The following is a 19,811-nucleotide window of genomic DNA, read 5'->3' on the forward strand; positions in this document are numbered from 1 at the left end:
GGCAGGTGGCCTGTCGCAGGGCGCCGGTGGCGCAACCTCCTCTGCCCTGCGGGGTATCTCCCCCACAAGGGGGGAGAAAGCCCGCGGCAACGTCCTGCCCGACTGGAGCCCCGACGATGCGCCTGGGGTAAGCCCTCCCCCTGTGGGGAGGGTCGGGAGGGGGCTTCGTCTCCGCGCGACCGCTTGGCTATTGCTCCTCGAAGGACAGCGCCACGCCGTTCATGCAGTAGCGCAGCCCGGCCGGCGGCGGGCCGTCGGGGAAGACGTGGCCGAGATGGGCGTCGCAGTCGGCGCAGCGGATTTCCACCCGGTTCATGCCGTAGGACAGGTCCCGGTGGTTGGTCACCGCATCGGGCGCGATCGGCTGGGTGAAGCTCGGCCAGCCGGTTCCGGAGTTGAACTTCGCCTCCGAACTGTAGAGCGGGCGATCGCAGCAGATGCAGCGATAGGTGCCGCTCTTGGAACTGTCGAAGTCCGGGCTGGAAAACGCCCGTTCGGTGCCATGCTGCCGGGTGATCCGATACTGCTCGGGCGTCAGGATCTGCCGCCACTCCTCGTCCGTCTTGAAGACCTTCAGCTTCGCATTGTCGCTCATGTTCGCCTTGTCGCTCATGGGAGCCTCCTTTGCGCCTGATGTAGGGCCCGGCAGGGCGGAATGCAATCGAGAGGGGCGTTGCGCAATTTGGCAACGTCTTCAAAATCGGCTAAGTAATACTTTGGAATAGCGAAGTCTTACCGAGGCGATCATGGCAAACACAGTCACGGCGAAAGGGCAGGTCACCATCCCCAAGGCGGTGCGCGACATATTGGGGCTCAAGGCCGGAAGCCGCGTCGAATTCCGGCGCGATCCGAACGGCAGGATCGTGCTTGTCGCATTGGATGAAAAGCCGGGCCCGAGCCGTTTCGAGCGCTTGCGAGGGCAGGCAGGACGAGGCCTTTCCACCGATGAGATCATGGCGCTGACCCGCGGCGAGGGCTAATTGTTCCTGGTCGATTCCAACGTTCTGCTCGACCTTGTGACGGACGACCCGGTATGGGCCGGCTGGTCGGTGCGACAACTGGAGATCGCCTCGCTCGCCGGCCCCGTCCACGTCAACGATGTCATCTATGCGGAGGTCTCGATCCGGTACGGGCGGATAGAGGAACTGGATGCGATGCTGGCTGGTGCCCAGATCGACGTGCGGCGCACGCCCCGGGCTGCGCTCTTTCTGGCCGGCAAGGCATTCGAGCGCTATCGCCGCGCCGGCGGAACACGGACGGGCGTCCTGCCTGATTTCTTCATCGGCGCCCATGCGGCGGTGAGCGATCTCATCCTGATCACGCGCGACGTCGCACGTTATCATACCTATTTCCCCAGGCTCTCCATCGTCGCCCCGGATCGCCCATGAGCCTGTTCCTCTATGGGAAAAACAGGCCCCTCTGCTTTTCAAGGGTGGCGATTTCGGCCATACCGACATAGAACCTGCCCGTTGACGGAGCGACCGAATCGGATCGCCGCGCGTCCGTGATCCGTTCCGCACGGCGGGATCGCGGCCCGCGATCGGGGTTGGCGGGCGCACGGCCGCTGACGGCGACGATGGGATCGCCGGCCGTAAATTAAGGGTTCCTGCCTTGGCGGGAACCGGGTGCCGCAGGACTTGAGGGGGAGGGCGCATGCAGACGGATAAGATGGCCATGACCTTCATTGCCTTCTGTCTGCCGTTCCTCGGCGCGCTCGTTGCCCCTGTGCTGACCCGCCTTCTCGGCCACCGGGCCGCCTGGCCGCTGGCGCTGTTTCCGGCGGCGATCTTCGCGCATTTTTCCGGCTTTCTGTCCGAAGTGGCCGCCGGTGGCGTCGTCACCGGCGGCTATGCCTGGGTGCCCGCCTATGATGTCAGCTTCTCCTGGCTGATCGACGGCCTCTCGCTCACCTTCCTGCTGCTGATTTCCGGCATCGGCGCGCTGATCGTCCTCTATTCCGGCGGCTACCTGAAAGGCCATCCCCATCAGGGGCGCTTCTTCTCCTTCATCCTGATGTTCATGGGCGCGATGCTCGGCCTCGTCGCCTCCGACAGCTTCCTGATGCTGTTCGTGTTCTGGGAACTCACCTCGATCACCTCGTTCCTGCTGATCGGCTTCGACCATGCGCGCGAGGCCTCGCGCCGGGCGGCGCTGCAGGCGCTCGTCGTCACCGGCGGCGGCGGGCTTTTGCTGCTCGCCGGCCTACTCGTGCTGTGGAACGTCACCGGCGTCACGCAGCTGTCGCTGCTGCTCTCCCAGGGCGAGGCGGTGCGTGCCAGCCCCTTCTATCTGGCGATCCTCCTGCTCGTGCTCGGCGGCGCCTTCACCAAGTCGGCGCAGTTCCCGTTCCATTTCTGGCTGCCGAACGCCATGGAGGCGCCGACGCCGGTCTCCGCCTACCTGCATTCGGCGACCATGGTGAAGGCCGGCGTTTATCTCTTGATGCGGCTCAACCCGGTGCTCGGCGACACCACCTCGTGGGCGACGATCCTGCCGGTCTTCGGCGGGCTGACGCTCGTGGTCGGCGGCGTGCTGGCGATCCGCCAGACCGATCTGAAGCTGATGCTCGCCTATACCACCGTCGCCTCGCTTGGCCTGCTGGTGATGCTGACCGGCTTCGGCTCGGAACATGCCGCCGCCGCCGCGGCGCTCTATCTGGTGGCCCATTCGCTGTTCAAGGGCGCGCTCTTCATGGTCGCCGGCGTGATCGACCACGAGACGGGCACGCGCGACGTCACCCGCCTCGGCGGCCTTGCGCGCCTGATGCCGGTGACCTTCGTCGCAGCGCTGCTCGCCGCGCTGTCGATGGGTGGCCTGCCGCCCTTCTTCGGCTTCCTTGCCAAGGAGGAGGTCTATGCGGCGCTCGAAGGCGGCAATCTGTGGGCGATCGCTGCCACGCTCGCCGCCGTGATCGGCAACGCCCTGATGCTCGCAGTCGCCTTCGCCGTCGCGCTGAAGCCCTTCCTCGGCCCGCGCGTCGAGACGCCGAAGGCGCCGCATGAAGGGCCGTTGCTGCTCTGGCTGGGGCCGGCGGTCCTTGCAGTCCTCGGTCTCGGCGCCGGCCTCTTCTCCGGAGCGGTCCATCCGCTTGTCTCCTCGCCGCTGGCGACCGCCATCGCCGGAACGCCGGAGGCGGTGACCATCTCCGCAATCCCGCATGTGAGCCTGCCGCTGCTTCTGTCGGCGGTCACGGTCGCGCTCGGGGTCACCGTCTTCCTGCTGCTCGACCGCGCGCGCGCCGCTGCGGATCGGCTGGTGCAGACGATCGGCTGGGGACCGGACCGCGGCTTCGACCAGTTCATGGCCGGGCTCGTCCGCGTTTCTCACCGGCTGTCGCTTCGTCTGCAGCCCGGCCTGATGGAGACCTATCTCACCGTGACGTTCGTGGTCGTGGCGCTGGCGCTCCTCGTCCCGCTCGCCTGGTACGGCGAATGGCCGCGGCTGCCGATCTGGCCGGCCGACGCGCAGTTCCACGAACTCGCCGTGATGGCGCTGGCGCTCGCCGGCGTGTTCGGCGTGCTGTCGGCGAAGAACCGGTTGAACGCGATCCTGGCGCTAGGCATCCAGGGCTTCGCCGTCGCCCTGCTGTTCCTGCTCTTCGGCGCGCCGGACCTGTCCTTCACCCAGTTCATGGTCGAGACGCTTTCGGTCGTCATCCTCGCCCTCGTCATGACGCGGCTGCACCTGCAGCCGCGTGATTCCCGGCCGCTGCCCGAGAGGCTGCCCGATGCGGCCATCGCCATCGCCTGTGGCCTCGGCCTCTCGCTCTATCTTCTGAAGGTGACGCAGGGCCGCTTCGATCCGGTTCTGACCGAGTTCTTCGACCTCTATTCCAAGTCGATCGCCCACGGCGCCAATGTCGTCAACGTCATCATCGTCGATTTCCGCGGCACCGATACGCTGGGCGAGATCGCCGTCGTCATGACCACCGGCCTCGCCATCCTGTCGCTGATCCGCATCCGCAAGGGACTTTCGGGGACGGCCGCCGCGCCGGCCGCCCGGGGCGCTGAAAAGGTCGCAAAGGAGCGTCAGCCGTGAACACCGTCATCTTCCGCACGCTCGCCCCCTTCCTCACCGCGCTGATGCTGCTCTTTTCCGTCTTCGTGCTGCTGCGCGGCCACAACGAGCCGGGCGGCGGCTTCATCGGCGGGCTGATTGCGGCCTCCGCGCTGGCGATCTACGGCATCGCCCGCGGCATCCGCCCGGTGCGCGAGGCGCTGTGGTTCCATCCGATGACGATCGCCGCCTTCGGCCTGCTGCTCGCCTGCATCGCCGGCCTCGTCTCCATCTTCGCCGCCGTCCCCTTCATGACGGGCCTGTGGATCTATCCGGCCCTGTTCGGCGTGCAGGTCCCGCTGTCGACGGTGATGCTGTTCGATTTCGGCGTCTACCTGGTCGTGGTCGGTGCCGTCACCTCGATCGCGCTGGCGCTGGAAAGGGAGGACATCTGATGGAAGTGCCCTTCGTCATCCTGATCGGCATCTTCTTCGCCGCCGCCGTCTACCTGATGCTGTCGAAATTCCTCGTGCGCATCCTGCTCGGCGTCGCTATCCTCGGCAATGCGGTGAACCTTCTGCTCTTCACCAATGGCCGGATCGTGCGCGAGGTGCCGCCGATCGTGCCCGCCGCCTTCGATCACCAGGTGGCCGTCACCGCCAATCCGCTGCCGCAGGCGCTGATCCTGACGGCGATCGTGATCTCGTTCTCGTTCTTCGCCTTCCTGCTGGTGCTTTCCTACCGCGCCTTCCAGGACCTCGGCACCGACAACGCCAATGAGATGCGCGTCGCCGAACCCGCGGCCGACAGCGCGCCGCCGACGGGATACTAGACAGATGGCCGCTCCTGCCGCTTCCGCGATCGACCTCTCCAGGGCGCTGGTGCTGACGCCGCCGGCGCTTGCCGACTGGCTGGTGATCCTCCCCGTCGCCTGGTGCCTGGCAAGCGGCGCCATCCTGCTGATGCTGCGCAAGAACGTGCGGCTGCAGGCGCCGCTGGCGATCACCGCCTTGACCGTGCTTCTCGTGCTCGATGCGGCCCTGCTCTGGCGGGTGGTTGAGGGCGGCCCCGTGACCATGGTGATGGGGCGGTGGCTGCCGCCCTTCGGCATCGCCTTCACCGTCGATCTCGCCGGCGCGCTGTTCGCCCTGTCTTCGGCGCTGGTGGCCCTTGCCGGCGGCGTCTACGCGGCGGAAAGCATCGATGCCTCCGGCCGCCGCTACGGCTTCTACCCGTTCCTGATGCTGCTGATGGCGGGCGTCTCCGGGGCGTTTCTGACCGGCGACATCTTCAATCTCTACGTCTGGTTCGAAGTGCTCCTGATCTCCTCCTTCGGCCTGCTGGTGCTCGGCTCGGAGCCGAAGCAGATCGACGGCGCCATCAAGTACGCCTTCCTCAACCTGATCGCCACGACGCTGTTTCTGATCTCGGTCGGCTTTCTCTACGGCCTGTTCGGCACCCTCAACATGGCCGACATCGCGGCAAAGGCCGTCGAGCGCCGCGCCGGCCTGCCGCTGATGACGCTCGGCGTCCTGTTCGTGCTGGCCTTCGGCATGAAGGCCGCCGCCTTCCCGGTCAATTTCTGGCTGCCAGCCTCCTATCACACCCCGCGCATCGTCGTCTCCGCGCTGTTCGCCGGCCTGCTGACCAAGGTCGGCATCTATGCGCTGATCCGCGTCATGGTCATGCTCTTTCCGGTCGAGGGCGACGAATTGAGCGTGGTGATCGCGGCCGCGGCCGCCGCAACGATGATCTTCGGCGCGCTCGGCGCCATCGGCCAGAGCGACACCCGCCGCCTGCTCGGCTATCTGGTGATCTCCGGCATCGGCGTGATGCTCGCCGGCATCGCCGTCGGCGGCCCCGGCGGCGTCGGCGGCGCGCTGTTCTATGCGCTCCATTCCATGGTGGTGATGACCGCGCTCTACATGGCGGCGGGCATGGCCGGGCGCCTGTCCGGCGCTTTCGACCTGAACCGGGCGGGCGGGCTCTACGGCCGCACCGCCTTCTTTTCCGCCCTGTCGTTCATCCTGTTCCTCTCCGTTTCCGGCATGCCGCCGTTCTCGGGCTTCTGGCCGAAGGTGATGGTGGCCAGGGCCGCGCTCGACATCGGCGCCTGGTGGCTGGCGGGCACGGTGCTTTTGACCGGCTTCCTCACCATGATCGCCGTCGGCCGCGTCTGGCTGCTGGCCTATTGGCGCCCGGCGGGAGCGGCGGCCACGCCCGGCGGCGACGACGCCATCCGCACGAGCGCCATCCTGTCGCTCTCGGCGCTGGTGCTGGTGACGGTGCTGGTCGGCCTCTTTCCCGATCCGCTGCTGCGGCAGGTCCAGCAGGCGGCGAGCGGGCTGGTGGAACCGTCCGCCTATCTGAACTCGGTCTTCCCGCAAGGAGCGCGATGATGGTGACCCTCTTCACCGGCCTCGTCTTCGCCGTCGTCTGGGCCGCCGTCACCGGCAGCCTGTCGCCGCTGAACGTCATCCTCGGCTTCCTCCTCGGCCTGATCGCGCTCTGGATCATCCGCCGCGATTTCGCCGGCACCCCCACGGTCGTCCGGCCCCTTAAGTTGCTCTCGCTCCTGGTCCTGTTCGCCAGGGAACTGGCGCTGTCGGCCTGGCGCGTCGCCGTCCTCGTCGCCAGCCCGAAGATGGACCTCCGGCCCGGCATCTTCGCCTATCCCCTGAAGGTCGACCGCGACATCGAGATCACGCTTCTCGCCAACCTGATCACGCTGACCCCCGGCACCTTGTCGGTGGACGTCTCCGAGGATCGCCGCTTCCTTTATGTCCACGCGCTCGACTGCTCCGATCCCGCAGCCGCCAAACAAGACATCGCCACCGGCTTCGAACGCAAGATCCTGGAGGCCCTTCGCTGATGACCGCCGAGACCTTTGCTCAAACCGTCGTGCTCTTCGCCTGCTCGGTCGCCCTGTTCCTGATGTGCGTCGCCTTCTTCCTCACCGTCTGGCGCGTCATCAGCGGCCCGACCCTGCCGGACAGGATCGTCGCGCTCGACATGCTGGTGGCGATCGCGATCGGCTTCCTGGCGGTGATCGCGATCAAGACCGGCTTCAATCTCTATATCGACATCGCCATCTCGCTCGGCCTGGTCGGCTTCCTGGCCACCGTCGCCCTGGCCCGCTTCGTGCTCACCCAGGGCATGCCGGAGGACGACCGGGATCCGCTCGCCTCCACCGCTGCGCGTCACGGCAAGGGCCCGGCGCCGCGCAAGCAGCGCGCCTCCAGGCGGGGGAGGGCGCGGTGATGGCGGTCGTGCTCGCGCTCGTCGTCGCCGTCATGCTGATCGGCGGCGGCATCTTCACCCTTTTGGCCGCGGTCGGCGTCGTCCGCCTGCCGGACGTCTATACCCGCATGCATGCCGCCTCGAAGGCGGGCACCGTCGGATCCGGGCTGATGCTGGTCGCAGCCGGCCTGCATGCCGGCGAGTTCGCCGTGCTCGCCCGCGCCTTCGCCGGCTTCTTCTTCTTCGTCCTCACCGCGCCCGTGGCGGCACATCTGGTGGCCAAGGCCGCCCACCATGCCGGCTACCGCCTCTCGCGCGGTGCCACCTGCGACGACATGCGTGATCACACGAAGAAGTGATGGGCTGACGGGCGCTCGATCACCCCCAAAAAACACGCTTTTTTCTCGGGATTTCACCCATCTGGGGGATGTACAAGAATCGTTTGATCTTGGTCAAAATAATATTGGACTTTGGGATAAACGATGCTATTCCACTTTAAGTAAAGCTGCTGTGTTGAATTTGCTTGCGCGAAGAGCTCCAGTCTAAGTTGCGACCATTCTAAAGTGCTCTTTTTCAGGCACGGTTGTGATAAAGATTTGGGTAGCGGAGGGGCGCTCCGGTAACGGAAGTAATATTAGCGATTAGTGAAGTCTGCCCTCGTGGGGCGTCCTTTCATGGATGCGGGCAGGTTCACCCAGCCAAAACAAGGTATGCTTTGCAAGAGAGCGTAGTTTGTTCCGCGCTCGCGTACGCGAGTCAGGCGGTTCGACCCACAGGAGAAGAAGATGACTGAGATTTCCGACGGTAACGGCTCCAATTTGCTAGTTGAGCTGACAGCCGATATCGTTGCCGCCTATGTCAGCAATCATGTCGTTCCGGTTGCAGAACTTTCGACCTTGATCGCCGATGTGCATTCCGCACTGAACAACACCTCGCAACCCGTCGCCGTTGCCGAAGCCCCGGTCCAGGCCGAGAAGCCCAAGCCGCCGGTTCCGATCCGCAAGTCGGTCCAGAGCGACTACATCATCTGCCTCGAGGACGGTCAGAAGTTCAAGTCGCTCAAGCGCCACCTGATGACCCACTACGGCATGACCCCCGAGGAATACCGCGAGAAGTGGGACCTGCCGGCGGACTATCCGATGGTCGCCCCGTCCTATGCGGAAGCGCGCTCGCGCCTCGCCAAGGAAATGGGCCTCGGCCAGCGCCGCAAGGCGGCCGCCGCCAAGCGCTGAGAAAGCGATCCGCGGAGCCCGCCCGGGCTTCGCAGCAACCATGCGCAGGCCGGGGCATCGCCCCGCCGCGCCTCCTGCGGGACCTCCCCCGGTCCCGGCGCAGTGTCCATTCCTGCGCCCCTTTTTCCAGAAAGCCGATCCCTTGCGCCGATGCGGGCATGATGTCCGCGTCGCGCTGGCGTTTTCCCGCCCGCGGCGGCGGCGAGGGGATGCGCGCGTGCGCCGCCGGGGCCGTTGCCTTTATGTGAAAGAAGGAAAATAAACCTATATTGGGGATAATCATTCGAGTTTCCTTTGGGAATTCAAGGAATGGTTGTGTCTATGCGCTTCATTCGTCCCCGTTTCCTTCGTAGGGTGTATGAATAAATTCCTACAAAGGAGATGCGCCCATGCAGACACAGCTTTCTCTTCCGTTTCCACCTCCGTCCATCGTGACCCCGGCGCCCGGTCGGGCCGGACCAGCCGCGCCGGCGCAAGGCTGCGGGCCAGGAGCGACCGGCTGCACGCCGTGACCTTCACCGGCGCCGGCAGGTTCCACCAGGCCGAGCCGTCCGCCCGTTCGGTCTGCCGCACGGTGCGCCAGCTCGTTGCCGAGCTCCTGCAACTTGTCGCCGACCGCCCGCAGCAGCGGCGCAGCGCCAGGCGGTCGGCCGCCCATGTCCGCCAGATCGCCATGTATATCTGCCATGTGGCGCTGCAGCTTTCCTTCGCCGACATCGGCCAGGCCTTCGGCCGCGACAGGACCACGGTCAGCCACGCCTGCAACGTGGTCGAGGACCGTCGCGACGACAGCGCCTTCGACGATTTCGTGGCGACGCTCGAGCGCATCACGCTGTCCGTCTTCGCCGTCTCCGGGGCGGCAGAGCATGAGTAGGCCGGGCATGAGGAGGCCGGACATGAACAGGCCGGGCACGGGCAAGACCGGCCAGCCGTCCGCGGTCCCGGCGAAGCGGCCGCTGGCGGCGCTCCTGCGCTTTCTCGCAGCCGCGGGCGAAGCGGAGATCTCCGGCGAGGATCCCTTTCGTCTCGCCGCGGCCGGCGGCCGGCAGGCGACGGCCGGCGCCTCCGTGGTCGCCGAGGCGCTTCGCCTTGGCCTTGCGATCCGCGAGGCCGGCATGTTGCGCGCCTCGCCCGAGACCCGCAGCCACCTGCGGCGGCTTATGGCCGGGGCCGATGGCTATCTCGACCAGCACCGCGACCTGACCGAACGCGCTCTCGTCACGGCTGCCGGAAGCGAGCGCGTCAGCGTCAACCAGCTGGAATCGCCGCTTGCGGCGCTGGCGCGCCTGAAGGACAAGGCCGGCGCGCTGTTTCTTCCCGAGGCTGCGATTGCGGCCGGGGAGCGGCTGGCGCGCGATTTCACCCGCGCCGGCCTGCAGCCGCGGCTGACCATGCGCTGGGAGCCGCGGCTCGCCGCGCGCGACGGCGGCGACCTCGGCCGGGCGCGCGAACTCTCCGATACCGCGCTCGCCGCGCGCGGCCGCCTGCAGCAGGCGATCGCGGCGATGGGGCCGGAGCTGTCTGGCGCCGCCCTCGACGTCTGCTGCTTCATGAAGGGTCTGGAGACGGTGGAGCGGGAGCGCCAGTGGCCGGCGCGTTCGGCCAAGCTGATGCTGCGCGCCGCCCTGATGGCGCTCTCGCGCCACTATGCGCCCGAAAGGAGCCCGAGGCCGCGCAGCCATTCCTGGGGGGCGGAAGGATACCGGCCGGAACTGGCCGGCCGCCTCGACCGGCCGGCGGCGCCGGATTGAGGAATGCGCCGCGACCGGCGCGCGAGGCTGGTTGGTATCAGGCGGCGACCCGCACCGTGGCTTCCTCGCGGATGCGCCGCACCATCGAGCGCAGGCCGTTGGCGCGCTGGGAGGAGAGGTGTTCGACGAGCCCGATCTTGTCGAACACGCCGATCGCGTCGGTGCGGGCGATCTCCGAGGCCGGCTTGCCGGAATAGACGGCGAGCACGATCGCCACCAGCCCGCGCACGATATGCGCGTCCGAATCGCCCTCGAAGGTGAGTACGGGGTCGGTGCCGCCGTCGGAATGGGTGACGAGCCAGACCTGGCTGGCGCAGCCCTGCACCTTGTTCTGCGCCGTCCGCTTGTCTTCGGCCAGTTCCGGCAGCGCCTTGCCGAGCTCGATCACATAGCGATAGCGGTCCTCCCACTCGTCGAGGAAGGCGAAGTCGTCGATGATCCGGTCAAGCTCTGTCATGTCGCGTCCAATTGGCTCCTGCCGGACATATAGTGCAATTGGACGGCAATTTGAACCGTGCGGCTGGATTGACGCGGCGGGAATATGGGGCGCACGACAAGAAGACGCCGCGAGGCATGGGCTGTCCTCGCGGCGGTTGCAAAGCAACAAGTCAGGCAGTTCCGGAGCATGTCTCCCGAAAGTGGTCTCCGGTTTCGGGATCGAGACATGCGTCGAAACAAAGAGCCAAGGCGCGCCGGCCAGGCAAAACGGCGCGGGTAAGGCAGTTAGCCGGCCGGATCGGGCCGGGGCGTCGGGATGGCGATGATCTCGAGCAGGGCGTCTGCCGCCGAGATCGCCGGTTTTGCGGCGACCGTGCCGGTGACGACGTTATCGGCGTCGTCTTCGGCGGTAGCGGCTGCCGGCAGCGGCTGGTCGAGTGCAGCGGCCAGTTCGGACGGGTCGGCGAACTGCGAGTCCAGCAGCTTGTAGGCGACATGGGCGCCTTCGCGCGCCCGGTGGCCGAGGGCCACGAAGGCTTCGGCGCCCTTTTCGCAGACCTCAGGCTTCTGCAGGCACATGGCCGACAGGTAGGAGATGGCCTCGCTGGCCGCGCTGACGGTATCGCCGAGCTCGACCGCCGGGCCCTGTTCCAGCTTCTGCGTCGCGTCCGTGTCGAACAGCGGCAGCAGCACCAGAACCAGCGAGAACCAGAACGCTCCCTTGATCAGAAACCACATCGCCTTGCCCATCCTCGTTGTCTGTCCGGCGCCGCTCTTTCCGGCCGCTGCCGTCTTGTCCGCCCCGCAAAAGCGTTCCGGACCGTCGCTGTGACAATAGGGGATACACCAAAACGGCCCTTTGCGGGAATCACTCGGCTTTTCCTCAAAACTGCATAAAATTTGAATCAATGCCCGCCGCCGGACATTTACCTCAACATTTAGCGATCGGCGTTAAACATCAAGGCAGGCAGCATCGGGGCAAGTCTCGGAAAGTTGGGGATTCCCTTCGCCGGCGTCCTGCCCGAGAGGTTAACGCGAACGAGAAAATGCCGCATTTCTAGACGCTTACCCGTCATTAACCACGAAATTCAAATGCCGTCGGCAACGGTTTGAAACGGGCCTTTTGGGCCTATTTGCCCCTTTTCCGACCCGGCCTGTTTATCCTTTTCTAAGCGGCCGGTGCGATTCTGCGGCCACATAAAAGAACAACTGACGGCAGGGTATTGCGTGCGTCTCTTGAGTGACATCGCTGACAGGATGGCAGCCTTCGCGGCAGCCGTTACGGGTGAGGCATGCGTCTCCACAAACGGTGACGCGGCACCCGCCGGCCTGCGCGCGATCCTGCTTTCCTCTGTCGCAGCCGTCCCGCTGCTACCGCTGGCGCTCGCCACCGTCATGCCCGTTTCGGCCGCGCTCCCGGCCGGCGCCGCGCTCGCTGCCTCCGGCGGCCTGCTGGCGACGGCGGCCTCGTCGGTGCTGTCGCGCCGCCGCATCGGCAGGGCCCCGGCCGCAGCCGCCCCGAAGGCCACCGCCCTTGATCCGGCCGCCTGCTACGATCTCTTCGCCGGTCTCGTCACGCTGCACGATCCGCGCGGCTACGTCACCGACGTCCGCGGCCGCGACCGCGAGGCCTATCTCCGCTCCATGCGCGATCCCGCCGGCCGCGGCTTCATCGACCAGATCCACGTCTCCGACCGGCTCGGCTTCCTGCAGGCGATCGACCGCCTGCGCCAGGGCCAGGCCCATGTCACAGTCGACCTTCGCCTGGAGCAGCGCCAGTCCGGCGAGGGCAGCCCGCAGTTCCTGCACGTCCGCACCGACATGACGGCGGTGCGCGATACGTCCGGGCTGCTCGCCTCCGTCGTCGCCCAGTCGCGCGATATCTCGCTCGAGGCGGAACTGCGCCACGACAGCGCCCGCAAGGCGGCTGAGGCGGAATCGGCCAACGACGCCAAGACCCGCTTCCTCGCCGCCGTCAGCCATGAGCTGCGCACGCCGCTGAACGCGATCCTCGGCTTTTCCGACATCCTCGCCGGCGAGTATTTCGGCAAGCTGGAGAACGACCGCCAGCGCGAATATGTCGGCCTCATCCACCAGTCCGGCGGCCATCTCCTGTCGGTCGTCAACACCATGCTCGACGTCAGCAAGATCGAGGCCGGCCGCTACGAACTGGTGCTGGAACCCTTCGCGGTTGCCGACAGCGTCAAGGCCTGCGAGCAGATGCTGGCGCTGCAGGCGCGCCAGAAGGGCGTGAAGCTGTCGAGCCGCGTGCCCTGCGACGTCGGCGAGGCGATCGCCGACCAGCGCGCGCTCCAGCAGATCCTGATCAATCTCGTCGGCAACGCCGTCAAGTTCACCGAGAAGGGCGGCATGGTCATGATCGATGCGGCCCGCCGCGGGCGCGACCTCGTCATCACCGTCAGCGACACCGGCATCGGCATCCCCGCCGAAAAGCTCGACCTGATCGGCCAGCCCTTCGTCCAGGTGGAAAACGAATATACCCGCAAATACGAGGGCACCGGCCTCGGCCTCTCGCTGGTCAAGGGCCTCGTCGCCCTGCATGGCGGCACCTTCACGATCCGCAGCGATGCGGGCGAGGGCACGCGCATCACCGTCTGCCTGCCCGCCGACGGCTCCGGCACGGTTGAGGCCGGCGAGCGCGTCTTCGACAATGACGGGGAATTTCCGCCGCGGCTGTTTCCCCGCGAGAGAAACGATGCGATACCGGCGGCCATGACGGAGGGAGACGTCTCCAACGCCAACAAGGGCAGCAGCAGGAGCAGGGGCCATGACGGCACGCGCGCGAAAACAGCCTGACCGCGGCGCCGGCAAGGGCAGGACCGCGGCTGCGCGCAAGCGGCAGGCTTCCGGCCCGGGCCTCCTCCAGCGTTCGCTCCTTTCGCTCGGCGCCTTCGCCGCGCGCCATCCCTCGATCGTCGGCGGCGGCGCTGCCTTTGCCGTCGTCTTCTCCTTTGTCGCCGCCAATGCGCTGTGGTACCAGCCGGGCGGCCATCCCTCGCCGATCCTCAAGACGCGCTCCGGCCAGAACACGCTGGGCTTTTCCGCCCTGCGCGAGGAACCCTCGGACGTCACCACTTTCGTGATCCGGCGCGAGGGTGAGGAACAGGCCGAGGGCGGCGGCGGGCAGGACGCCGGCCAGCCGAACGAACTCGTCCTCGACATCCAGACCGAACTCGCCCGCCAGGGCTTCTATGCCGGCGACCCGGACGGCCGCCTGCAGGAGGAGACGGTCTCGGCGATCCGAAGGTTCCAGCAGGAGCGGGGGCTTTCGCTCACCGGCACGCCGGATGCGGGATTGCTGGCTGCACTGCTTGCGGACGCCCCGCAGCAGGTGGCGGTGCTGCCGACCGAGCGACCGCTCGATACCGGCGGGGCGAGCGAGAAGGGCACGGAGATCGATCCGGTCGCAGCCGCGATCCGCGCCGCCGAGGCCGATACCGTGGCCGCCCCGGCAGCAGCGTCCGCGACGCCCGCACCGGCACCCGCGCCTGCAGGCCCCGGGCCGTCGAGCGCGCTGGTGATGAAGATCCAGAAAGGGCTGAGCAACATCGCCTATGCCGACATCACCGTCGACGGCGTCGCCGGCTCCAGGACCCGCGAGGCCATCCGCGCCTTCGAGAAGCACTACCGGCTGCCCGCCACCGGCGAGCCGAACGAACTGGTGCTGAACAAGCTCAAGGAGATCGGCGCGCTCTGAGCGCAGCACCTACCCCTTTTTCGGGGGCGTACCTCCTTTTTCGGAAATGAAATCCGCGCGTGAAACGTTAGAGTGCCGGAAGGCCGGCATCTGCCGGCATCGGGCGCGCGTCGCAACCTCGGCGCGCGGGATCAGCCTGTCGAGGGCGAGGGCGCTGTCGGCCGCACGGCGGGATATCTCCCGCGGGTGCCGCCTATCGGCATCTGCAACACGGGGATTTTCGCATGGCCAAGGGCAAATGGTACGCTTCTCTGGGCGATTACGGCCTCTTCGAGGATAAATGGTTTGGCGAATTGCGGGCACACAGCCACACCTCCACCAAGGTGACGCTGGTGGCCTCGAACGGCCTCAAGATGAGCGTCGTCGGCACCGGACTGAAGGTGAACAGCGACGGTGAGCCAGTCTCGGGCACCATCAAGACGATCACCTTCTCCACCCGCTCCGGCGACAAGCTGAACGAGTTCACCGGCCTGAACGTCAAGGCCGCCGAGATGCACAAATCGACCGTCAATTTCGGCTGGGAAGGCATGCGCATGCTCGTCCTCAAGGGCGACGACACGCTCACGGGCTCTTCCAAGTCCGACACGCTCTATGGCTATGGTGGCAACGACACCCTCAAGGGCGGCAAGGGTGACGACCGGGTCTACGGCTATGACGGCAAGGACAAGCTCTACGGCGACGCCGGCGACGACTGGCTGCTCGGCATGAACGGCAACGATACGCTCAAGGGCGGCTCCGGCAACGACATGCTGAACGGCGGCATGGGCCGCGACACCCTCGCCGGCGGCTCGGGCGCCGACCTGTTCCTGTTTGTCGTCCCGGAAGAATCCACGGTCGCCAAGTCCGGCCGCGACGTCATCACCGACTTCAGCCGCAGCCAGCGCGACAAGATCCAGCTCGACGTGATGGACGCGGACGTGAAGAAGAGCGGCGACCAGGATTTCACATTCATCGGCACCAAGGCCTTCACCGCCGCCGGCCAGATCCGCTACGAGAAGAGCGGCGGCGACACCATCGTCTACGGCAACATCGACAGCGACAAGACACCCGAATTCGCCTTCGTCCTCGACCTGTCGATCAGCCTCAAGGCCTCCGACTTCATCCTCTGAGGGCCGGATCGACGTCCGGGGGCAATCCTGTGGCGGCAAGTCCCCCCTCTGGCCTGCCGGCCATCTCCCCCACAAGGGGGGAGAGGACCCAGCGGGTGCCCTTCTGCCCGATAGGAACCCCGGCAGTGCGGCCGGGTTAAGCCCGCCCCCTTGTGGGGAGGGTTGGGGAGGAGCCTTCTTGGGGATAGGAGGGGCCTTCCTTCCCATGCGATCACCCTGCGACCGCCGCAGGCCCGGTTGCCACCGCGGGCAGGGGCCGCTATTGAGCGCCGATGCGCCTGAAAACCGAGATCTTCGCCGCTGCCCTGGTCCGCAACGTCTTCGCCCGCGGCGACTTTGCCGCGATCGAGCGCAAGGGGGCGGCCGAAGGCGGGGCGCTGTTCGTCCGCCAGTCCTGGCGCGACGGCACCGAGACGCTCTATGCACCGGCGCCGCAGAGCTTCTTCGACGAGGATGACAGCGGCAGCCGCCTGTTCGAGCGCCGGCTGGACCGCCAGCCGCGCGAGGCCGTCTCCGACGCGCTTTCCCGCGAGATCCGCTTTGATCCCGACCTCTGGATCGTGGCGCTGGAGACCGAGGCGATCGACGGCCTCCTCGAGATCGCGACGGACGACCGCGCGCAAGGCCGCGGGGACGACGGCCACCCCCTGTTCCGCCGGTAACAGCACGGCACCTCGACCTGTGCGAGAAGTGAAGTGTGGGAAATTTCTCCCGGCACGCACTTCAGGAGGTCCGTGATGTCTGCAGTTCTGCCAGCTTTCGTCGCTTTCGTCGCCTTCATGTACGTGGCCACCATGATTGCAGCGATCCGCACCGAGCGGCGCGAGCGGGTCCGGGCGCAGCACCGGCTCTTCTGATGTCCGCCCTGTTTATGTCGGCCCTGTCGCGCGAAGGCCCGCATGCGCCCGGCCTGTCGCATTCCCTTTGCCTGCCGCTATCGCTGCGCGGCCTGGCGCCGGTATTCGCCGTCCCGGTTGCCCGCGCCGTCGATGTCGGCTTGGCCCCGGTCGGAGCCCCTGTCCGAATTGGCCGGCGCCGGCGGCTGGCCGGCATAGGTATAGGCGTCGGCGCGCCGCCAGCTTTCCACCCGTTCGATGCAGGCCGCCCGTCCGAGATCGGCAACAAGCGCCGCGGCGCGATTTCCCCCCCGGGCCGCTTCCGCCGCCTCGGCAAGATGGGGATAGAGCCGCGCAAGCATCATGGCGCTGTCTTCGGCCGGCGCATCGAGCGCCACCAGCGTCGTTGCCAGCTGCAGTCCGGAAACGTCCAGCAGGATGCGTTCGCTGAGCCACTGGCTGCTGCCCAGCGCGTCGGCAAGCGTCACGCAGAACATGCCGGTCTCGCCGGCGCGGGCGAAGCGAACGATGAGGGCGAGATGAACCTCGCCGATCGCGACGAGCCCGGTTGGGCCCGTATCGGGGTCGGTTTCCGCCGGGGCCTGCGCCCGCACCAGCGCCTTGAGTTCCTCGCGCAGGTCCTCCTCGCGGGCGAGACGCCGGGCCTCCGTCGCCGCCGGCTCGACCGTGACCGGGCCGCGGCTGCGATGCTCGCGGTGCAGGTCGACGAGGCGCTCGATCGTCTGCGGCGAGAGGTCGTCGCGGCATTCGATGGCGCGGGCATGCGCGGGCGAGGCGGTGTGCAGGAGCTCCATCAGCAGGCGCGGGGAGAGCGCTGCCGAGCGGGTGAGGAAGATCGCGGCGATCCCGATCGGCTCGCGGGCGATGAACAGCGCCGTCGCCTCGGGCACGGCTGCGCATTGCGACAGGGCTGCGACCGCCTGGCGGCGCGCCTCGTCGCTGGAGGCGAGATAGGTGGGCACGAACAGTTCGTGGAATTGCCGCTGGTCGGATCGGGAGGGATGGGCGAGGCTCTCGAAGCTGGAGACCGTCGCCATCAGGACGATGTCCTTCTGCCGCCCCGGCTGCGGTCTCTCCAGCGCTCGAAAACTGTCCCCCACGACGCACCACTCTTACGCAAAGACAGCCATTTCCCGGTGCATTCCCCGCCGATCCCTACCGCTTTGGGATGGCGTGGCCTGCGGCGGGTCAGCGGTTCGAACCGAACCGCAAAGCCGCGTGAAATCCTTGATCGCCAACAATTAGACGAAAAGAATTAGCAAGATGTTAACCGTATTGACGCAACTTCTCGGACATAGGGATGGGCAGTGCCGGGGGCGTCCCCGTGCTATTCTTCCCTTCAAGCGCGATCGTTGCGTCGAAGCCGATGCAACGACGTTTCGAAGGCAAGGTGCGATGCACCGGATCCCTTCGCCGCAGGCCCCTGTTCGGGGATGGTGCCGGACAGGCGCGGATGCGGAGACAAGGGAAGTCGCGTCGGCGATGCAGATGATTGCACTCCGCGCAGGACGGCAGCTGGAAGAACTTTTCCCCGATCGGGAAACCTTTGCAGCGCCTTTGCCGTTCAAGGTCCGGTTGTGGTGTTATGGTTCAGCGTGTGAAGCCGCAGCCCCGGACGGATCCGGTGGCACTGGCCCGTCAGGCGGGCAGGATGAGATTTGTGCAGTACTTCATCCGTCTCGGTTCTTGTAAGGAGGCGAGAATGGCAGACGTGGTACGAATTCAGGAACGCATGGCCCGCAGGCCGCAGCGCGCGAAGGTATGGCACGAGGCCCCGGCCGCCGTGCTGTTCTTCACCGGCGTCCGCTACGAGCGGCTGACCCCGGCGCTCGTTGCCGCAGAAGCGCGCGCGAGCCGGCGTCGGCCGACGAAGCCGGGCAAGGACGCCTGCCGCTGAGGCGAGGCCGGCCCTGCCGCAGGGCGAACCTGCCGTGGCAGGCCAGCGTTGTCTTGCGGGCATCGCGCGGGCTCACGCGTCCCGGCGATGCGGGCAGGCGGCGTCCGTTCGGCGATCCCGGTCGCCGCCTTGCGTGCGCGAACTGAAAATCCACAATGCTCCAGGAACTGGCCGCCGGCGGCACGATCTATTCGATCGTGCTCTCGTCGATCGCCTCGCAGCCGGCATTGCCGAGGAAGGCGCGGGCGGCCTCGTCCATCGTCGCGGTCGGCACGAAGGTGCGCAGCACCGCATAGCCCTCGTCGACGGGCATCTCCACCAGGATCGACTGGGCAAGGGCCGCCGGCAGCGCCTTGCGGATGGCGTTGAGCTGGATCGGTGTGGCGACGACGACGTCGAGCGCACCGGCCACCGCCGTCCGGTCGTTCATGCTGAACACCTCGTTGGCCGAGCTGTCGAACACGCCCACCGACCAGAACGGCACGCCGGCCGGCGCATAGAGCCGCACCGGCGCGTCGGCGACCGAAAACGCGCACGCCGCGACCCGCAGGCCCGGATCGTCGTTGACCAGTCCGCCGCGGCTCGCCGCCGTGTTCGGCAGCGGATAGAAGCGCAACGGTTCGCCGAGGTCGCCGATCCGGGTATAGGCGTCGTTGCCGGTGAAATAGGGCACGGCGAGGATGATCAGGATGTGCAGCGCGGCCGCGCCCACCACCCCGACGAGGATCGCAAACAGGATGCTACGCATCGGCGCATCCCGTCCGCTCGATCGACGGCATCGACAGGTCGATGACGCCGGAACTGCCGGCCGTCGGCGTGTCGAGCAGCGTCATCACCAGCCGGAAGGGCCGGCCCGGCGCGACCGAGAGCCAGTTGCCCGGCTGCGCTGTGGGCGCCACATGCACGACGATCCTGCCGTCGGCCTCGCGCAGCGTCGTCCACGAGTTCAGCCCGGCCGGCATGCCGGGCGCCAGCGCCATCGGCCGGCCGTCGGGCGTGCTCGCATGCAGCGTCCACAGCCGGGCAGGGGGCGTCAGCCCGACGATGTCGTAGGCGCAGCGGCCGGAAAGCGCATGGCCGCCGCTGTCCTGGGTGGCGCGGAAGATCAGTCCCTCGGCGCTGCCGAACAGGAGCGCGCCGTCGCGGGCGCGATGGGCCTTGGCATAGGGATCGGCGCCGGCCGTCTGCGCATCGGGAAAGGCGTGCCAGGGGCCGAGCGCGATCGACCCGAACCCGATCGTCGCCTTCAGCGCCCAGACGGCCGATGCCGTGCCGAGGCCGAAGGTGATGGCGAGCGCAAGGGCGACGAGAAGCGGAATACGGAACAAATCGGCCTACCGGTTGGACACGCGAGAACCGATCGCCACGAAGAAGGGGCCGCGGCGCAGGCTCTGGCAGCGAGCATTGCATGATTCCGTTGCGAAAATCGATGACAAAGGCAAGGCCCGTGGGGAAGTGCGCCCTTAGGCCCCGTCCGCGTCAGCCCCTCATCCGCCCTGCCGGGCACCTTCTCCCCGCAGGCGGGGAGAAGGACGCGCACCCGAAACGCCGTGATTTTCGGAAGGAAGATGCC

23 protein-coding genes are annotated in these 19,811 nt (G+C 67.1%); 17 read left to right on the forward strand and 6 right to left on the reverse strand.

The window, feature by feature from the left end; genetic code table 11:
* Nucleotides 1–187 precede the first annotated feature (187 nt).
* Nucleotides 188–595 (reverse strand): peptide-methionine (R)-S-oxide reductase MsrB, encoded by a 408-nt coding sequence (gene msrB / locus OCK02_RS05590; protein WP_263812208.1) that lies wholly within the window; start codon nucleotides 593–595, stop codon nucleotides 188–190.
* A gap of 151 nt (nucleotides 596–746) precedes the next feature.
* On the opposite strand from msrB, the gene OCK02_RS05595 reads away from it, so the two are divergent.
* From OCK02_RS05595 to OCK02_RS05650, 12 genes are all read left to right on the forward strand, one after another.
* The gene (locus OCK02_RS05595; protein WP_263811935.1) at nucleotides 747–980 is read left to right on the forward strand and encodes an AbrB/MazE/SpoVT family DNA-binding domain-containing protein; all 234 of its coding nucleotides are present in this window, start codon (nucleotides 747–749) and stop codon (nucleotides 978–980) included.
* The gene (locus OCK02_RS05600) at nucleotides 981–1,388 is read left to right on the forward strand and encodes a type II toxin-antitoxin system VapC family toxin (protein ID WP_263811936.1); all 408 of its coding nucleotides are present in this window, start codon (nucleotides 981–983) and stop codon (nucleotides 1,386–1,388) included.
* Between the two features lie 265 nt (nucleotides 1,389–1,653).
* Nucleotides 1,654–4,038, forward strand: a complete 2,385-nt coding sequence (locus OCK02_RS05605; RefSeq protein ID WP_263811937.1) for a putative monovalent cation/H+ antiporter subunit A — start codon at nucleotides 1,654–1,656, stop codon at nucleotides 4,036–4,038.
* Nucleotides 4,035–4,451 (forward strand): Na+/H+ antiporter subunit B, encoded by a 417-nt coding sequence (locus tag OCK02_RS05610; protein ID WP_263811938.1) that lies wholly within the window; start codon nucleotides 4,035–4,037, stop codon nucleotides 4,449–4,451. Before OCK02_RS05605 ends, OCK02_RS05610 begins: the two co-directional genes overlap by 4 nt.
* Complete coding sequence (locus OCK02_RS05615; protein WP_263811939.1) at nucleotides 4,451–4,828, forward strand: Na+/H+ antiporter subunit C; 378 nt, start codon at nucleotides 4,451–4,453, stop codon at nucleotides 4,826–4,828. Before OCK02_RS05610 ends, OCK02_RS05615 begins: the two co-directional genes overlap by 1 nt.
* Nucleotides 4,829–4,832: 4 nt before the next feature.
* Nucleotides 4,833–6,395: a Na+/H+ antiporter subunit D gene (locus OCK02_RS05620; protein ID WP_263811940.1), complete on the forward strand. Its 1,563-nt coding sequence runs from the start codon at nucleotides 4,833–4,835 to the stop codon at nucleotides 6,393–6,395.
* Nucleotides 6,395–6,868 (forward strand): Na+/H+ antiporter subunit E, encoded by a 474-nt coding sequence (locus OCK02_RS05625; protein ID WP_263811941.1) that lies wholly within the window; start codon nucleotides 6,395–6,397, stop codon nucleotides 6,866–6,868. The genes OCK02_RS05620 and OCK02_RS05625 overlap by 1 nt, the downstream gene beginning before the upstream one ends.
* Entirely contained in the window at nucleotides 6,868–7,257 is a 390-nt protein-coding gene (locus OCK02_RS05630) for a cation:proton antiporter (protein WP_263811942.1), read from the forward strand. The genes OCK02_RS05625 and OCK02_RS05630 overlap by 1 nt, the downstream gene beginning before the upstream one ends.
* Entirely contained in the window at nucleotides 7,254–7,595 is a 342-nt protein-coding gene (gene mnhG / locus OCK02_RS05635; RefSeq protein ID WP_230803139.1) for a monovalent cation/H(+) antiporter subunit G, read from the forward strand. The genes OCK02_RS05630 and mnhG overlap by 4 nt, the downstream gene beginning before the upstream one ends.
* 426 nt (nucleotides 7,596–8,021) lie before the next feature.
* On the forward strand, nucleotides 8,022–8,468 hold the full coding sequence (locus OCK02_RS05640; protein ID WP_230803141.1) for a MucR family transcriptional regulator: 447 nt from the start codon (nucleotides 8,022–8,024) through the stop codon (nucleotides 8,466–8,468).
* Between the two features lie 508 nt (nucleotides 8,469–8,976).
* Nucleotides 8,977–9,342 (forward strand): helix-turn-helix domain-containing protein, encoded by a 366-nt coding sequence (locus OCK02_RS05645; protein ID WP_263811943.1) that lies wholly within the window; start codon nucleotides 8,977–8,979, stop codon nucleotides 9,340–9,342.
* 22 nt (nucleotides 9,343–9,364) lie between these two features.
* Complete coding sequence (locus OCK02_RS05650; protein ID WP_263811944.1) at nucleotides 9,365–10,219, forward strand: DUF6456 domain-containing protein; 855 nt, start codon at nucleotides 9,365–9,367, stop codon at nucleotides 10,217–10,219.
* 37 nt (nucleotides 10,220–10,256) lie between these two features.
* Here OCK02_RS05650 and OCK02_RS05655 read toward each other — a convergent pair whose 3' ends face one another.
* Entirely contained in the window at nucleotides 10,257–10,676 is a 420-nt protein-coding gene (locus tag OCK02_RS05655; protein WP_263811945.1) for a SufE family protein, read from the reverse strand.
* A 266-nt stretch (nucleotides 10,677–10,942) separates the two neighbouring features.
* The gene (locus OCK02_RS05660) at nucleotides 10,943–11,395 is read right to left on the reverse strand and encodes a DUF5330 domain-containing protein (RefSeq protein ID WP_263811946.1); all 453 of its coding nucleotides are present in this window, start codon (nucleotides 11,393–11,395) and stop codon (nucleotides 10,943–10,945) included.
* Nucleotides 11,396–11,884: 489 nt separating this feature from the next.
* Between OCK02_RS05660 and OCK02_RS05665 the strand changes: the two genes are divergently transcribed.
* The 4 genes from OCK02_RS05665 (at nucleotide 11,885) to OCK02_RS05680 (ending at nucleotide 16,146) form a co-directional block, all read left to right on the forward strand.
* The gene (locus OCK02_RS05665) at nucleotides 11,885–13,474 is read left to right on the forward strand and encodes a sensor histidine kinase (protein ID WP_412178755.1); all 1,590 of its coding nucleotides are present in this window, start codon (nucleotides 11,885–11,887) and stop codon (nucleotides 13,472–13,474) included.
* Nucleotides 13,446–14,375, forward strand: coding sequence for a peptidoglycan-binding domain-containing protein (locus tag OCK02_RS05670; RefSeq protein ID WP_263811948.1), 930 nt, complete (start codon nucleotides 13,446–13,448; stop codon nucleotides 14,373–14,375). Before OCK02_RS05665 ends, OCK02_RS05670 begins: the two co-directional genes overlap by 29 nt.
* Before the next feature lie 224 nt (nucleotides 14,376–14,599).
* On the forward strand, nucleotides 14,600–15,484 hold the full coding sequence (locus tag OCK02_RS05675; protein ID WP_263811949.1) for a calcium-binding protein: 885 nt from the start codon (nucleotides 14,600–14,602) through the stop codon (nucleotides 15,482–15,484).
* A gap of 272 nt (nucleotides 15,485–15,756) precedes the next feature.
* The gene (locus tag OCK02_RS05680) at nucleotides 15,757–16,146 is read left to right on the forward strand and encodes a DUF1491 family protein (RefSeq protein WP_263811950.1); all 390 of its coding nucleotides are present in this window, start codon (nucleotides 15,757–15,759) and stop codon (nucleotides 16,144–16,146) included.
* 272 nt (nucleotides 16,147–16,418) lie between these two features.
* Here OCK02_RS05680 and OCK02_RS05685 read toward each other — a convergent pair whose 3' ends face one another.
* Complete coding sequence (locus OCK02_RS05685) at nucleotides 16,419–17,441, reverse strand: hypothetical protein (RefSeq protein ID WP_263811951.1); 1,023 nt, start codon at nucleotides 17,439–17,441, stop codon at nucleotides 16,419–16,421.
* Between the two features lie 602 nt (nucleotides 17,442–18,043).
* Here OCK02_RS05685 and OCK02_RS05690 point away from each other — a divergent pair.
* Nucleotides 18,044–18,238: a hypothetical protein gene (locus OCK02_RS05690; RefSeq protein WP_230803153.1), complete on the forward strand. Its 195-nt coding sequence runs from the start codon at nucleotides 18,044–18,046 to the stop codon at nucleotides 18,236–18,238.
* A gap of 187 nt (nucleotides 18,239–18,425) precedes the next feature.
* Here OCK02_RS05690 and OCK02_RS05695 read toward each other — a convergent pair whose 3' ends face one another.
* Together OCK02_RS05695 and OCK02_RS05700 are read right to left on the reverse strand one after the other, a co-directional pair.
* Nucleotides 18,426–18,986, reverse strand: a complete 561-nt coding sequence (locus tag OCK02_RS05695) for a DUF1254 domain-containing protein (RefSeq protein ID WP_263811952.1) — start codon at nucleotides 18,984–18,986, stop codon at nucleotides 18,426–18,428.
* Entirely contained in the window at nucleotides 18,979–19,566 is a 588-nt protein-coding gene (locus tag OCK02_RS05700) for a DUF1214 domain-containing protein (protein ID WP_230803157.1), read from the reverse strand. Before OCK02_RS05700 ends, OCK02_RS05695 begins: the two co-directional genes overlap by 8 nt.
* Nucleotides 19,567–19,811: the final 245 nt, after the last annotated feature.

The organism is Rhizobium sp. TRM96647, assembly GCF_025780115.1.
Lineage (GTDB): Bacteria > Pseudomonadota > Alphaproteobacteria > Rhizobiales > Rhizobiaceae > Mycoplana.

Bases quoted from the DNA above. Each gene is read 5' to 3' on its own strand.
- msrB (WP_263812208.1), bottom strand. From the start codon at position 595: ATGAGCGACAATGCGAAGCTGAAGGTCTTCAAGACGGACGAGGAGTGG.
- OCK02_RS05595 (WP_263811935.1), top strand. From the start codon at position 747: ATGGCAAACACAGTCACGGCGAAAGGGCAGGTCACCATCCCCAAGGCG.
- OCK02_RS05605 (WP_263811937.1), top strand. From the start codon at position 1,654: ATGCAGACGGATAAGATGGCCATGACCTTCATTGCCTTCTGTCTGCCG.
- OCK02_RS05615 (WP_263811939.1), top strand. From the start codon at position 4,451: ATGGAAGTGCCCTTCGTCATCCTGATCGGCATCTTCTTCGCCGCCGCC.
- OCK02_RS05620 (WP_263811940.1), top strand. From the start codon at position 4,833: ATGGCCGCTCCTGCCGCTTCCGCGATCGACCTCTCCAGGGCGCTGGTG.
- OCK02_RS05625 (WP_263811941.1), top strand. From the start codon at position 6,395: ATGGTGACCCTCTTCACCGGCCTCGTCTTCGCCGTCGTCTGGGCCGCC.
- OCK02_RS05630 (WP_263811942.1), top strand. From the start codon at position 6,868: ATGACCGCCGAGACCTTTGCTCAAACCGTCGTGCTCTTCGCCTGCTCG.
- OCK02_RS05640 (WP_230803141.1), top strand. From the start codon at position 8,022: ATGACTGAGATTTCCGACGGTAACGGCTCCAATTTGCTAGTTGAGCTG.
- OCK02_RS05650 (WP_263811944.1), top strand. From the start codon at position 9,365: ATGAACAGGCCGGGCACGGGCAAGACCGGCCAGCCGTCCGCGGTCCCG.
- OCK02_RS05655 (WP_263811945.1), bottom strand. From the start codon at position 10,676: ATGACAGAGCTTGACCGGATCATCGACGACTTCGCCTTCCTCGACGAG.
- OCK02_RS05660 (WP_263811946.1), bottom strand. From the start codon at position 11,395: ATGTGGTTTCTGATCAAGGGAGCGTTCTGGTTCTCGCTGGTTCTGGTG.
- OCK02_RS05670 (WP_263811948.1), top strand. From the start codon at position 13,446: ATGACGGCACGCGCGCGAAAACAGCCTGACCGCGGCGCCGGCAAGGGC.
- OCK02_RS05675 (WP_263811949.1), top strand. From the start codon at position 14,600: ATGGCCAAGGGCAAATGGTACGCTTCTCTGGGCGATTACGGCCTCTTC.
- OCK02_RS05680 (WP_263811950.1), top strand. From the start codon at position 15,757: ATGCGCCTGAAAACCGAGATCTTCGCCGCTGCCCTGGTCCGCAACGTC.
- OCK02_RS05690 (WP_230803153.1), top strand. From the start codon at position 18,044: ATGGCAGACGTGGTACGAATTCAGGAACGCATGGCCCGCAGGCCGCAG.
- OCK02_RS05695 (WP_263811952.1), bottom strand. From the start codon at position 18,986: ATGCGTAGCATCCTGTTTGCGATCCTCGTCGGGGTGGTGGGCGCGGCC.